Annotated in this window: 13 protein-coding genes; 9 read left to right on the top strand and 4 right to left on the bottom strand. The window is 57.1% G+C overall.

Features of this window, described 5'->3' with window-relative positions:
* Window positions 1-754: 754 nt before the first annotated feature.
* Genes ACYQ11_RS16340 through ACYQ11_RS16330 form a run of 3 tightly spaced genes read right to left on the bottom strand, consistent with a single transcriptional unit; the run spans window position 755 to window position 2,515 of the window.
* Window positions 755-1,111: a hypothetical protein gene (locus tag ACYQ11_RS16340; RefSeq protein ID WP_459924882.1), complete on the bottom strand. Its 357-nt coding sequence runs from the start codon at window positions 1,109-1,111 to the stop codon at window positions 755-757.
* Window positions 1,112-1,164: 53 nt separating this feature from the next.
* Entirely contained in the window at window positions 1,165-1,980 is an 816-nt protein-coding gene (locus tag ACYQ11_RS16335; RefSeq protein ID WP_459924881.1) for an MBL fold metallo-hydrolase, read from the bottom strand.
* A 4-nt stretch (window positions 1,981-1,984) separates the two neighbouring features.
* Window positions 1,985-2,515 (bottom strand): 3D domain-containing protein, encoded by a 531-nt coding sequence (locus ACYQ11_RS16330; protein ID WP_459924880.1) that lies wholly within the window; start codon window positions 2,513-2,515, stop codon window positions 1,985-1,987.
* A gap of 342 nt (window positions 2,516-2,857) precedes the next feature.
* Between ACYQ11_RS16330 and ACYQ11_RS16325 the strand changes: the two genes are divergently transcribed.
* From ACYQ11_RS16325 to ACYQ11_RS16285, 9 genes are all read left to right on the top strand, one after another.
* Entirely contained in the window at window positions 2,858-3,745 is an 888-nt protein-coding gene (locus ACYQ11_RS16325; protein ID WP_459924879.1) for an amidohydrolase family protein, read from the top strand.
* Between the two features lie 155 nt (window positions 3,746-3,900).
* A complete protein-coding gene (locus ACYQ11_RS16320; RefSeq protein WP_459924878.1) occupies window positions 3,901-4,320 on the top strand; it encodes a bacteriohemerythrin in 420 nt (139 codons plus the stop codon).
* Between the two features lie 41 nt (window positions 4,321-4,361).
* Window positions 4,362-5,513: a CaiB/BaiF CoA transferase family protein gene (locus ACYQ11_RS16315; protein WP_459924877.1), complete on the top strand. Its 1,152-nt coding sequence runs from the start codon at window positions 4,362-4,364 to the stop codon at window positions 5,511-5,513.
* A 355-nt stretch (window positions 5,514-5,868) separates the two neighbouring features.
* On the top strand, window positions 5,869-6,993 hold the full coding sequence (locus ACYQ11_RS16310; RefSeq protein WP_459924876.1) for an ABC transporter substrate-binding protein: 1,125 nt from the start codon (window positions 5,869-5,871) through the stop codon (window positions 6,991-6,993).
* A gap of 99 nt (window positions 6,994-7,092) precedes the next feature.
* Entirely contained in the window at window positions 7,093-8,010 is a 918-nt protein-coding gene (locus tag ACYQ11_RS16305; protein WP_459924875.1) for a branched-chain amino acid ABC transporter permease, read from the top strand.
* Window positions 8,007-9,110, top strand: coding sequence for a branched-chain amino acid ABC transporter permease (locus ACYQ11_RS16300; RefSeq protein WP_459924874.1), 1,104 nt, complete (start codon window positions 8,007-8,009; stop codon window positions 9,108-9,110). Before ACYQ11_RS16305 ends, ACYQ11_RS16300 begins: the two co-directional genes overlap by 4 nt.
* Window positions 9,111-9,122: 12 nt before the next feature.
* Window positions 9,123-9,890, top strand: coding sequence for an ABC transporter ATP-binding protein (locus ACYQ11_RS16295; RefSeq protein WP_459924873.1), 768 nt, complete (start codon window positions 9,123-9,125; stop codon window positions 9,888-9,890).
* Window positions 9,890-10,615 (top strand): ABC transporter ATP-binding protein, encoded by a 726-nt coding sequence (locus ACYQ11_RS16290; protein WP_459924872.1) that lies wholly within the window; start codon window positions 9,890-9,892, stop codon window positions 10,613-10,615. The genes ACYQ11_RS16295 and ACYQ11_RS16290 overlap by 1 nt, the downstream gene beginning before the upstream one ends.
* 481 nt (window positions 10,616-11,096) lie before the next feature.
* The gene (locus tag ACYQ11_RS16285) at window positions 11,097-12,986 is read left to right on the top strand and encodes an HDOD domain-containing protein (protein WP_459924871.1); all 1,890 of its coding nucleotides are present in this window, start codon (window positions 11,097-11,099) and stop codon (window positions 12,984-12,986) included.
* A 16-nt stretch (window positions 12,987-13,002) separates the two neighbouring features.
* Here the strand turns inward: ACYQ11_RS16285 and ACYQ11_RS16280 are convergent, their stop codons facing one another.
* Window positions 13,003-13,821, bottom strand: a complete 819-nt coding sequence (locus ACYQ11_RS16280) for a C39 family peptidase (RefSeq protein WP_459924870.1) — start codon at window positions 13,819-13,821, stop codon at window positions 13,003-13,005.
* Window positions 13,822-14,071: the final 250 nt, after the last annotated feature.

Here is a 14,071-nt window from a genome sequence, read left to right as displayed (position 1 = left end):
TCCGTGTCTCCGTGGTGAATTGTTTTTGCGGAGGGTGTTGAATTTTAAAGGGATGATGGCAATTTGTTGGGTTTCGTTCCTCAACCCAACCTACGCCAGGCGGTCGTTTTTGCGGGGCGGTGGTTATGGAATCTGTGCTCATCTGCGTAATCTGTGGATCATTTGTCCGTGGTTTTCTCCGTGTCCTCCGTGTCTCCGTGGTGAATTGTTTTTGCGGAGGGTGTTGGATTTTATAGGGATGACGGGCATTTGGTGGGCACAGCCCACCCTACGATTGGCGGTCGTTTTTGCGGGGCGGTGGTTATGGAATCTGTGTTCATCTGCGTAATCTGTGGATCATTTGTCCGTGGTTTTCTCCGTGTGCTCCGTGTCTCCGTGGTGAATTGTTTTTGCGGAGGGTGTTGGATTTTATAGGGATGATGGCAATTTGTTGGGTTTCGTTCCTCAACCCAACCTACGCCAGGCGGTCGTTTTTGCGGGGCGGTGGTGGGGTTTGGAGAATCTGTGTTCATCTGCGTAATCTGTGGATCATTTGTCCGTGTTTTTCTTTGTGTTCTCCGCGTTTCCGTGGTGAATTTTTTGGGGGGTTGTTGAATTTTATGTGACGGTCCCATAAAATCCGAACTTCAGACGGCTTCGTAAAACGTTCGAGATCAAGGCTTGCGAAGCCCGAGGAATGAGGCGTACTTAGGGTACGCCGCAGTGACGAGGGCTGAAGCGTAACGCAGATATCGGACGTTTTACGAAGCCGTCATTATTTGGCGTTTTTAATGGCCTGGGCGAACTGAAGAAGGCAAAAGCCGGTGATCAGGCAGAAGGTTCCGCCCATGCCGAGGACCAGCACCGTGGGCATGGACGCGAGTTTGGCGGCGCCTTCGATCAGATGACGGCGGATGCCGATGAGGCGCTCATCCATTAAAAGATGAAGGAAATCCATGCCCATGCTCTGATGGAGTTTCGGGAAGACCCAGGCGCCGTTTTTGATCCAGCCGACGAGGCTGGTCGATACGCTCACCGATGCAATGATGAACGACAGGCTGGAGGCGCCCAAGGGGATATAAGCCAGGGCCCGGATCAGCAGTTCAACGATTTTTCGAAGGACGGTTTCCATGTCGATGACTCATAGCCAATCAGGATGGTGTTTGTCAAAAGAATTGTTGAGGCTCAGAACGTCATCGGCTCAAACACGCTTGGACAAAGAACGGACACCGACGGGAACCGGGAGGCGATCCGTTTTTTCATGCCGTTCATATCTATAAAAGACAGGGACTTGACCGGCTTGCCTTCACAAATCGGTTTAAAGAAATCGTCGTGATGGAACAGCACCACGGTCTTCGGGCGGGTCATGTCGATCAGGTCTTCCGGGTAACCGCTCTGCTTTTTCCAGCCCGGCACGCACAGAAACAGCACGTCGCAGCGGCGACCGGCCACGGCTGTAGGGATGAACCCCGCACTGCCCACATGGAGAAAGACGGTGCCGCCGATATGAATTTCCGGGGCGAACACCTGTCCCACCCGGTAATCGGCGGCTTTGAGGGGCGGTGTCAGGCCGGGTGTGATCTCGCCGTCAAAGGGCACCCGACCAAACAGGATACGCCCGTGCACCGAGGGCAGCATGGTCACCGAGGCGCCTTCGCCAAGGTCCACACGATCTCCCGGTGAACAGGCCCGAACCCTGTCCGCCATGCCGTAAAACCCCATCAGGGTTTTGAGGCTTTGGCTTCCAAAAACTGGAAAGTTTCCCCCGGCCGCGAAGGCCGGAACATCCAGGGCATGGTCGAAATGGGTATGGCTGACCACCATGGCGCTGATCCGGCCCATGCGAAGGCATTGACGGTCAATGACGGCGGCATCGGAATGAATCCGTCTGAGGAAAACGTCGATCTTGCCGGGCCGCGTATGATAGGGGTCCACAAGGAGGGTTTGGTCGTCAAAACAAAATTCAAGACCGGCGGCGCCGGTCCAGCGGACGGTGATCATGGGCTCACTCCTCGATGGTCACATCCACATGGCGCCTGCCCCAGAGCAGGGCCTTGCGGTGGGAACGGTAGTAAAGATCAAGGCGCGTGGGTCCCTTGATGGCGCCGCCCCGGTCCTCGACCACGCCCCAGCCGTAGCCGGGCACGTACATCCGGGTGCCGAAGGCGTGATACCTTGTATCGGCGGCGATGGTGCCGTCTCTGGGAAGGAGCAGCCAGGGGAAAAAGATGATGCGGACCGGAATCATCCAGGGCCGTTTGACGCTGTCCCAGGAAAACAGGCCGGGGACGGGTTCATGGGGCTTTGTGCCGCTGGCCGTGTGGCCGGTATAGGGCCTCCCTTTGGCGCTTCCGGCGCTCACATAGCGGTTCCAGAAATTCAGCTTCAGGTATTTCCAGCTGCCGCGCTCCCAGCTGCAGCACTTGCCGCAGCCGCAGTACCCGGTGGCTTCCATGGTCACCACCCGTTTGCTCCCGGCGCATCCGGACAGCCAGGCGGTCAGAAGAACAAGAATGATCACGTGCGAAATTTTCATGCTGAGTCACACCTCCCTCATGTTTTGACGGCTCCGTAAAAAGTCCGATATCTGCGTTACGCGTCATCCCTCGTCACTGCGGCGTACCCTAAGTACGCCTCATTCCTCGTGCTTCGCAAGCCTTGATCTCGAACATTTTACGAAGCCGTCTGAAATTCGACTTTTTACGAGACCATCATGTTTTAGGACGCGGATAAAAAATGCTCTTGTCTCACGGGGTCGTTCGCCTGTAGGATAAAAACCGTCACAGACGACAGCCCCCAAATTAACAGCAATCAGTTTCGGTGTAAACCCTTGATGGCCTCTTAAAAAGCCATCGAAACGTCATTGATGAGGAGACCCATGGTCATCGACTGTCATTATCATCTCACGCCGGAGTCCCAGTCAATCGCCGGTTTGATCTCATCCATGGACACCCACGGCATCGACCGGACCGCCCTCATGGCCTCGCTGTGCGGGCCCGTGCCCGAACCGTCGGCCCAGGCCCTGTCGGTGTTGCGGTTCTGCCTCACGCATAAACGGGTGAGACCCCTTGTCCGTCGATTGCTCACCCGGTTTACGCCCGAGGGTGATGTGATTCTTCCGTCGGGTGTCGTCCGCCTGGATGCCCGGCCCGACAACCGTCCGGTCTTTGCGGCCGTCGAGGCGCATCCCGACCGGTTTTACGCCTGGTGCACGGTCCGGCCCGGCGGTCCGGCGGACCCTTTGGACGAGTATGGTGAATACGAGCACCATCCGGCCTGCATCGGCGTCAAGGCCCATCCGTTCTGGCATCAATACTCTCCGAAAAAACTCCTGGCCGTCGGGGAAAAGCTGGTCCGAAACAAGGCGCCCCTGATCGTTCACCTGGGGTTCGATGAACCGGATGACCTGCTGAGGCTTTGCGACGACCTGCCCGGGCTCACCGTCATTCTTGCCCACGCGGCCTTTCCCCGGTACGCCGAAACCTGGCAGATGATACGACACCGAAAAAACATTCTTGTCGATCTGTCGGCCACGGCCTATGTGGACACGGCCATCATGAAACAGGTCAGTGAGGCCCTGGGCATCGAACGATGTCTGTTCGGAACCGACGGCCCCTTCGGGTCCCATGACCCGAAGGGCGGGTTCGACCAGGGCCTGATCAAAAGGCGCATCGAAAGCGTCTTTCCCGATTCCGGCGTTCGCAGACGTATTCTGGGCGAGAATTTCCTGGAATGCATCGGGCGTCATTCAATGTCAGTAAGGTAACGAGTGATTTCGTTGTTTCATCTGATGGGCACGCGTTGCTTTGCCCATCCTACCTTGTCCCGCCCGTAGGATGGGCAAAGCGCAGCGTGCCCATCAGGATCTTACGTTAATGACATCAGGACGTCATTCATGAACTCAAACGCAAACGAGGACTTATGGACCGAACCATGAAATGGACCCGGGACTGCCGCCTGGGCATAGACGACATCGACACCCAGCACCGGCTCCTGTTCGCCATTGCCGCAGAGGCATACGACATCGACCACCCTGAAAGCCAGGGCCCGGAAATCAAATACCTGATCAACCATATCCGAAAGTACGTCAGGGAGCATTTTGCCCATGAAGAAGCCTTCCTCGATGAAATCGGCTACCCGGACAAAGACAGACACAAAGAGGCCCACCATAAAATTATCGAAGAAATCAACCACACGCTGACCCGAAGCGGAAACCTCAACGATCTGGTCGAACAAATACGGTTCCTGATGACGGTCTGGATCAGGGATCACATTCTTGATATGGATAAACAATTTGCAACCTGGTATGCCGCGTCTCAAAAAAGTAAGGAACAACCCTGATCACAGGGATGGACGGGGCATCAACTCAATTGGAGTTTTTTATGGATCACGACCATCGTCAGCCCTCCCGCGGCGCCCTGTCGGGCATCACTGTCCTTGACCTGTCCCGGCTGCTGCCCGGCCCCTTCTGCTCGATGATTCTGGCGGACCACGGCGCCCGGGTGATCATGATCGAAGACCGGCGATTCGAATCGGAAAGCGGTTTTCCCAAAGGGGTCATGCGCAACAAGGAGCACATGTGCCTGAACCTCAAATCCGACGAGGGAAAAGCCGTGTTTTTCAAACTGGCGGCCGCGGCCGACGTGATTCTCGAAGGGTTTCGCCCCGGGGTGGTCGAAAACCTGGGGGTGGATTACCAGAGCGTCAGCGCCGTGAACCCCGGCATCATCTACTGTTCGATCACCGGATACGGACAGACCGGCCCGCTCAGGGACAGGCCGGGCCATGATGTCAACTACCTGGGGGAATCGGGCCTGTTGTCCCTGATCGGCGAGGCGGACAAGCCGCCGGCAATTCCCGGCTTCCAGGTGGCGGATCTGGCCGGCGGAGGCATGAACGCCGTCATCGGCATCCTTCTGGCCCTCCGGGAGCGCAACCTTTCCGGCAAAGGCCAGGACATCGATATCTCCATGACCGACGGGTGTCTGTCCCTTCTGACCCTGGCCCTGGATTTCCGGCAGATGATGGGAGCCTCCCCCGAAAGGTCCGATTCGATTCTGTCCCACGGATACGCCTTTTACAATACCTATGAAACCGCCGACCACCGGTTTTTATCCCTGGGCTGCCTGGAATTCAGGTTCTGGCAGACCTTCTGCCGGACACTGGGCCGAGAGGACTGGATCGGCCTCCAGTTTGACGAAGAACGAAAGCAGGAGCTGATCGACGCACTTCGGACGCTTTTTAAAACCAAGACCCTGGATGAATGGGAGGCCCTGTTCGAAGGCCAGGATATCTGCTGGGGAAGGGTCAACAGCATAGACGAGGTCCTGGAACGACCGGTCTTTCAAAGCCGCCGGATGGTCGTTGACCTTCCGGAGCCGAAAACCCTGGGCATTCCCGTCAAATTAAGCAGAACCCCGGGTACCCTTCGCCGCGCTCCGGTGAAGTTCGGACAGGATACCGAAACGATCCTTTCGCAGTTGGGGTATTCCAGAGAGGAGATAGACCACATGAAGCACCGGGGGATCATCTGACCCCGGACGGTGGGGTATTCTATAAGGATGACGGGCATTGGGCGGGCGAAAGCCCACCCGCAGGCAGACGGTCGTTTTTGCGGAGCGGATCGTGATTTGGGACATCATCTGACCGGACGGCCAAGATTAATTTTCGTTTCGATGATTGACCTTGCCGCTGGATTATATTATTAAAGCTTCTTTACGGGGGATGTGAAAAACCAATGAATACAGCGAATAAAATCGGATCGGAACATTCATCACGGTTTTTCTCCCTCCGGTTTGCCGGACTCCGGCTGTCAACCCTTCACCACGGACCAAGGAGAACACGATGAAAAAGCTCTATGCATCAGCGGCTGTGTTATGTTGCATCTTAATGTGTGTTGCGTGCAGCGAACGCAAGACGGACACGATCAAAATCGGTTTCAACATCCCCCTGACCGGAGATATTCCGAAAATCGGTGAAGAATCCAAGTTCGCCGCCGAAATGCTCAAGGAAGACATCAACGGCCAGGGCGGCCTTGCGGTGGGCGGCAAAAAATACATGCTCGAATTCGTTTACGAAGACAACGAATCCAAAGCCGAGTCCGCCGTGACCGCGGCCCTCAAGCTCATCGAAAAAGACAAGGTCATCGCCATCGTGGGTCCGAACTCCAGCAAGCAGGCCGTGCCCGCCGGGCAGGTCTGCAACGACAACCTCACCCCCATGATTTCCCCCTGGTCCACCAACCCGGACGCCACCAAAGACCGTCCCTGGGTTTTCCGCGCCGCCTTCCTCGATCCGTTCCAGGGACCGGTGGCCGTGGATTTCGCCATGGAGCAGTTCAACGCCAAGACCGCAGCGGTGCTTTACGCCCTGGCAAACGACTACAGCAAGGGCCTGGCCGAAATCTTCAAGGACGACTTCGAAAAGAAAAACGGCGCGGGCTCGGTGGTGGCTTTTGAAAGCTACGGAGACAAAGACCAGGATTTCAGCGCCCAGTTGACCAAGATTCTCGACGCCAAACCGGATTTCATCTTCCTGCCCAACAACTACAACGAAGTGGCGCTGGCCGTCAAACAGGCCCACGACCTGGGCTGGAAAGGTCCCTTCATGGGTTCCGACGCCTGGGGCAACTCCGAGCTGATGCCCCTGTGCGGCGACAACTGCATCGGCCTTTATTTCTCCACCCATTACGCCGCCGCAGGCGCCACCGGAGCCACCAAGGAATTCATCGACAGGTACCAGGCCAAATACGGCTATCAGCCCGCCGACGTGGCCGCCCTCACCTGGGACGCCACCCGTCTGGTGCTTCAGGCCCTGCAGAGTTCCGGCAACGTGACCGGACGCCTGAAAAAAGTCCGGGAAGACCTTCGGAGCGCCATGGCCGGCATCACCGAATTCGAAGGCATCACCGGCAAAATGAAATTCGATGAACAGGGCGATCCCATCAAGTGCGCCGTGGTGGTGCGCATCGACGAGGCGGGCCAGTTCGTGTTCACCAAATCCGTCTGCCCCTGATCCTTACGTCTGTCATGAACCATCGGCCGGCCTTTGCCGGTCGATGATCCTTACCGGGCGGCCGCTCACGGCGGCCGCCGACACCCGGGGGAAATCACGGTGCTTTCAAGTATCATTCAAAACATATTCAACGCCCTGCAGTGGGGGAGTTTCTATTCCCTGATCGCCCTGGGCTACACCCTGGTCTACGGCGTGCTTCTTTTGATCAACTTCGCCCACGGCGATATCTTCATGGTCGGCGCCTACATCGCCTTTTTCCTCGCCACCGTCATGCTCGGAGCCCAGGCCCTTGACCTTTCGGGCGGCCAGATCCTGATCCTGACCGTGCCGCTCACCATGATTCTCACGGCGGTGGTGGGGGTCATGCTCGAGCGCATCGCCTACCGTCCCCTGCGGCGCAAGGGGGTCAACCGCCTGTATGTGGTGATAACAGCCCTGATGTGCGGCCTGATCCTTGAAAACGGCAACCTGGCCCTGTTGGGCGCCAGCCGGAAAAGTTTTCCCGAAATCCTCGACAAGACGGTCTACACCTTCGGTTCGTTCAGCATGACCAACCTCAAGCTTCTGGTCATCCTGTCCGCGGTCCTGGTGTTCTTCTTTCTCCAGTTCATCGTCACCCGGACCAAAATCGGCATGGCCATGCGGGCCATTTCCTATGATAAATTCGCCGTGCCGCTGATGGGCATTCCCATCGACACGATCATCGTGTTCACTTTTATCCTCGGCTCCTCCCTGGCCGGACTGGCCGGGCTTCTGTTCGCCCTGTCCTATCCGGTGCTCGATCCCTTCATGGGCTCGATGATCGGCTGGAAAGCCTTCATCGCGGCGGTGGTCGGCGGCATCGGAGATATCCGGGGCGCCTTTGTGGGAGGTTTTCTCCTGGGATTCATCGAAATCCTGGTGGTGGCCTTCTTTCCCTCAACCTTCCGGGACCTGATCGCCTTCTCCATCCTTCTGATCATCCTGAGCATGAAGCCCACCGGCATCTTCGGTGTGGCCCGGACCACAAAGATATGAATCAGACCCCGGAACCGTTCAAATACGGAAAATACAGCGTTCCCGCCCTGCTTGTCCTGATCGGAACCGCGGCCACGGCCCTGGCCTATTTCGAGATCATCGACCTGTATGTCCAGTCGGTGATCATGTTCATCGGCATCAACATCATGCTGTCGACGAGCTTCAACATCGTCAACGGATACATGGGAGAATTCGCCTGCGGGCATGCGGGATTCATGGCCGTGGGAGCCTATGTGGGCTCCATCGTCAACGTGGCCCTGTTCACCCAGGACAAGGTGTTCGGCGCGCCGGTCCTGCCCGAATCCCTGGCCCTGTTCTTTTTTCCCGTGTCCGTGTTCATCGGCGGAATCGCCGCGGCCCTGGCCGGGCTGCTCGTGGCCATCCCCTCGTTCAAGACACGGGGGGACTACCTGGCCATCATCACCCTGGCCGCCAATTTCATCATCACCGGCACCATCATCAACATCAGCGCCATCGGCGGCGCCCGCGGGTTCATGGGCATGAAACCCATCGTCTTTGCCATGGAGGACGTGGTGGACCTGCCCTGGATGCTGATCTGGGTCTTTCTGTTCACCGTGCTTTGCGTCTGGAGCATCCGGCGTTTCGTCAGCTCGACCTACGGCAAGGGCATCATCGCCATTCACCAGGATGAAATCGCCGCCGAGATCATGAGCGTCAACACCAACAAGATGAAACTCGTGGCCTTCATGTTCTCCTCGGGACTGGCCGGCATGGCGGGGGTGCTTTTCGCCCATATCCTGGGGTACATCAACCCCGGCTCCTTCGGCATCCTCAAGTCCACCGAATGTCTGGTCATGGTCTATCTGGGCGGCATGGGCTCCCTCAGCGGATCGGTGATCTCCGCCATCGTCTTCACCCTTCTCATCGAAGGCCTGAGGTTCATCATCCCGGCCATGGACAACGGCCTTCATGCCCTGAATCTTCTGCCCGACGGCTACAACCTCAGTCAGGTCTGGAAATGGGTGCTGATCCCCATGATTCTGGTACTGCTCATGCAGTTCAGGCCCTCGGGCATCATGGGCAACCGCGAGCTGTCGGACGTCTTTCCGAAACTCAAACGCTGGTACCAGTTCAAATAGGAAACCCCTTGCATGAAACTGCTTGAAATAAAAAAACTCTCCCAGTACTTCGGGGGGCTGTGCGCCCTGAACCGGTATTCCGTGGATTTCGAAGGCGGGGAACTGCGGGCCCTGATCGGCCCCAACGGCGCCGGAAAAACCACGGTGTTCAATCTGGTCAGCGGCTTTTACCAGGCCGGCAAGGGCGATATCCTGTTCCGGGGGCAGTCCATCAGAGGCATGAAACCCCACCAGGTGACACGGTTGGGCGTGGCCCGGACCTTCCAGAACATCCGTCTTTGGAACGACCTTTCCGTGCTGGACAACATCCGCATCGCCCAGCATCACAAGCTCGGGTATTCGCTTGTCGATAATTTCATGCGGACGAAACGCTATCTCGACCGTGAAAAATCCATCACCCGGGAGGCCATGGAGATTCTGGAGGCCCTGGACCTTCACCGTTATGCCGATGAACTGCCCAAAAACCTGCCCTACGGCATTCAGCGCAAGGTGGAAATCGCACGGGCCCTGTCCATCAAGCCCAAGCTGCTTTTGCTCGACGAGCCGGCCGCCGGGCTCAATTCGGCGGACGTTACGGGTCTGATTTCCCTGATTGACTGGATCCACAAGGAATTCAAGATCACCATCTGGATGATCGAGCACCAGATGTCGGTGGTGATGAGCCTGTGCACCTTTATTCAGGTCATCGACTTCGGCAGCACCATCGCCGAAGGCACGCCCGAGGAAATCCGAAACAATCCGGCTGTGATCAAAGCCTACCTGGGAGACGACACGATCTGATGAAACTTGAAGTCAACGACCTCTACGTCAAATACGGCAATATCGAAGCCCTGCACGGCATCAGCTTCCACGTGAACCGGGGCGAGATCGTGGCCCTGATCGGCGCAAACGGCGCGGGCAAAACCACCACCCTCAACACCCTCACCCGGGTGCCGCCCCCCGAAGGCCCGAAGGTCACCCGGGGCGACATTCTCTACAACGGCAAAAGCATCCTTGGCGTGGAGGCCCATGTGCTGGTCCGGGACTACAACATCGCCCTGGCCCCCGAAGGCCGCCATATCTTCGGAAACCTCACCGTCGAGGAAAACCTCAAGCTGGCCACCTATGCCCGGAAAGACAACGATAAAATCAAAGCCGATTACGACAAGGTCTTCGCCCTCTTTCCCAAACTCACCGAACGCCGCAAACAGAAAAGCGAAACCATGAGCGGCGGCGAGCAGCAGATGCTGGCCGTGGGCCGCGCCCTGATGACCGGCTGCAATTTCATCATGCTCGACGAACCCTCCATGGGTCTCGCCCCCCTTCTGATGTACGACATGTTCCGGGTGCTCAAGGCCTTGAACGAAGAGGGCATGACCATTCTTTTGATCGAACAGAACGCCCATCTGGCGTTAAAATTCGCCCATCGCGCCTACGTGATGGACACCGGCGAAATCGTCGCCCACGGCCCCTCCTCCGAACTGATGGACAACCCCGACGTTAAAAAAGCCTATCTGGGTGGATAGGTCCGGAAAATGAAAGCCTCCCTCCCCTACGCAAATCCATCGTAGGGTGGGCTATGCCCACCAATCCGGCCCTCATCCTTATAAAGGGCTTCGGCCATGGCCCATGATCCTCATCCCTCACCCGCCACCCATGCCCATGGCCGGTTCATCTTCCGTTCACGTTTCCTCGGCCAACCGTTTTTCATGACGACCCTTGCCCCGTGACATGGTTTTGCCATGGGGTTCACGGGGGGCGATGGTGTTTTTTCATTGCGGGCGGTGTCGTATTTTATAAGGAGTCGGCCCATTTGGTGGGCGAGAGCCCACCCTGCGACAGGCGGTCGCAGGGACGCTCGGGTCTGGTAATCGTGAAGCAATTCCCGATGTTTGACAATGTGTGACGAGTTTCGTATACTGGCTAACACATTATTTCTCCCATCACGTGATCCGGATTTTCTTTCCGGATTGTTTTTGACCTTTCAAACCAGACACGGACGCTTCTATGGACAAGACGTTTTACAGACTGATTTTCGAGGGACTGCGGCAGGAAATAAAGCCGGAGAAGATGCTGGCCTGCCTCAAGGAATCACTGGGTTTTTCCGACGGCAGGATCCGTGAAATTCTGACCTCTCCGCCGCGGGTTCTCACGATGTGCGAAGGCGAAGCCCAGATCAGCCGGCTGCGCCACCAGATCGAAGCCGCCGGCGGGCGATCCCGTGTGGAGGCCATGGTCAACGATGACAAATGCCCCTTTCCCGTGAGCCGGGACGTTTACACGCGCATCGGTCATGAAATGGCCAAGGCGAAACGGGGAGGATATTCCTTTGTTTTTTTCAGCGTCCATCTGGTGCCCGATTCGGAAAACAGTATCGTTCCGTCGCTGCTGAATGGAATCCGGGAACGGATCGAAGACAATCTGGACCCCACGGCGGCCGTACTGATCATCGACGGGACGCGGCTGGTTGTCCTTGATTTTTTCTCGGACAGGATCGAAGGCCTTCATACCCTTGAAACCCTTGATCGGACCCTTGAAAAGGCATTCGGCGATACGTCTAAAATATTCAGGGGCATGGCCGTGTTTCCCGATGACGGGCCCGAGGTCTCCGATCTTTTTCGGGAAGCTGAAAAAAAGACCCGGGTCATGGTGGTCCGCGAAAAACACGAAGAAGGCCAGGATGAAGGCGGCCGCCTGTCCCTGGGAAGCCTGATCAAAGACAGCGAGTCTCCCCTTGAGCTGTACCAGCAGATCCTGATCGGGGCACGGGGGAAAAAATTCCAGTGGCTGACCCGTCAGAACCTGGAAACTCTCTGGCTGGGCCTCGGCTCCATGCCCCAGGTCCGGCAATGGGAATTTTTGTACCGGCTTCCCATGTCCTCGCCTCTGATCGAGCACATGGAGCGGGCCATCACCGGACGGTTTATCGCCCCGACCGATGCGGACAGCCGGCGGCGTATCGAAGAGGTGTTGATCAAGCTCAGCGGCTTTGACCACGATGACCGGTTTACCGACATGAAACGCGACATTCCCGTCCGCCTCAAACGGGTCAGCTCTTTCCCCACCCTGTCCAAGGTGGCTGCCACCATCGTCACCCTGGCCCGGGACCCCGATTCGAACCTCGACCAGTTGACCGCGGTGATCAAAAACGATCCCGCCCTGACCCTCACGCTCCTTAAAATCGTCAATTCGGCGTTTTACGGCTTTCCCCAGAAAATCGAAACCATCGAACGGGCCGTGATCATTCTGGGACGTGACGAACTGATTCATCTGGCCCTGGGACTGGGCGCCGCCAAAGCCATCGACCAGATGCCGGCCAACAGTCTCTACCGCCCCCAGGCCCTCTGGCATCATCTGATGGGAACCGCCCTGATCTGCCGTTTTCTTTATCGGCGATACATGAAAAAAGACGACCCCGGACTGTTTACGGCCGGGCTGCTTCACGATTTCGGCAAGATCTTCCTGGTCGAACACTACCCCGAGGCTTACGATGCCGTCCATGTCGACGCGGTGGAACACGAGATTCCCCTCTACGAGTTGGAGGAAGAATGCTTCGGAATCAACCACGCGATCATCGGCAAGCATATCGGCTCCACCTGGAATCTTCCCGAGGCGCTGGTCCAGGCGGCCGCCTACCATCACCAGCCGTTTTTTGCCACCGAGCACACCCATCTGGCCGCCGTCATAGGATTTGCGGATTTTCTGTACCACAAGGCCTGCCCGGCCGTCGAGCCGCAGCAGATGGTGACCGAATGTGCCCCCGGTCTTACGTTCGGGCACTGGCATATCATCCGGCAGGTCTTTCCGGGGATAGTCATGGACGATATCGATATCCTGGCCCGCGAATGCGAGGCCATGCTTGACGAAAACAGGCAGGTGTTTTCGCTGCTTGCCTGATCGTCAGGGCGACGTTTCAAGGATTTTCAGCTTCCGCACAGGGCGTGCAGGGAATGGCCTCGCCACGGTGCCAGAACGCCATCCACTCTCCATCCCACCGTGCCGAATAGTAGAGGCCGGACTGATAAAACGCCTCTGAGAGAAAGGCCTCTTCCGTCACGGTGTGGACGCCCTGATCGTGTGTCAGGGCGTCCACATAAAACACCCTCCCCGCTTCGGGGTCACAGCCCACAAGCGTCACATAATGTCCGTAACCGGATATGCCGCTGTCCAGATGAATGATGACGGGAATATCCCGGGCAAGATAATCTTCACAAAGCCGGCTGAGTCGCCGGCGACGGACTCCGACGTGTTCGGGTTCGGTATGACCGGTGCAGTCGCACAGATCATAGAGTCGATCATTGAGATTGCGCGAGTGATACAGGCGGCCCACCCGCTCGAGCATGGCCCAGCTTGAGCCGGTTCCGTCGGGCTGGAGAAACAGGCCGAAATCCGTGTCGCTGATCAGGACGGGGTTGTCGGGACGGATGTCGGGAACGGTCATCACGCCGTCGGCCCACGCATAAAACATATAATCCACAACGATCCGGTAGTCATAGGATTGATTATGATCCCCGTAAAAGGCCATGATCTGATACACCGACGCCGGGCCGCACCACCCGCCTTCTAGAATCGGCGCCACCCAGTCCCACAGGCCGGCATGCTGATAAGGCTGGAGAGCATCAGGCGGTCGATCGGAGCCGTCCCGGGGCACGTTTTCGGACGATGAGTCACAGGCCGGATGGATCATGATCAGAGATGCGATCAGAATAACCAAAAACGTCGTGTGTTTCATGGGATTCTTCCTGTTTTGGTATTCAGCGGTCAATGTCATTACCATAAGGCCCTGATGGGCATGCGTTGCTTTACCCATCCTACGGGGCGACACAAGGTAGGATGGGCAAAGCGCAGCGTGCCCATCAGTATCTTAAGTTAATGACATTGGGTTGATACCATCAGTGGTTACAAAATAAAATCAAAAAAAACAAGCGAGTTATTTTGTGATTGGTTTTTTGGTTTAGAGAATGAGTTATTGAAGGAGGATG

Source organism: Desulfatiferula olefinivorans, assembly GCF_054657895.1.
The sequence above is the reverse complement of the archived record's forward strand: the minus strand, read 5'-3'. Positions and strand labels throughout refer to the sequence as shown.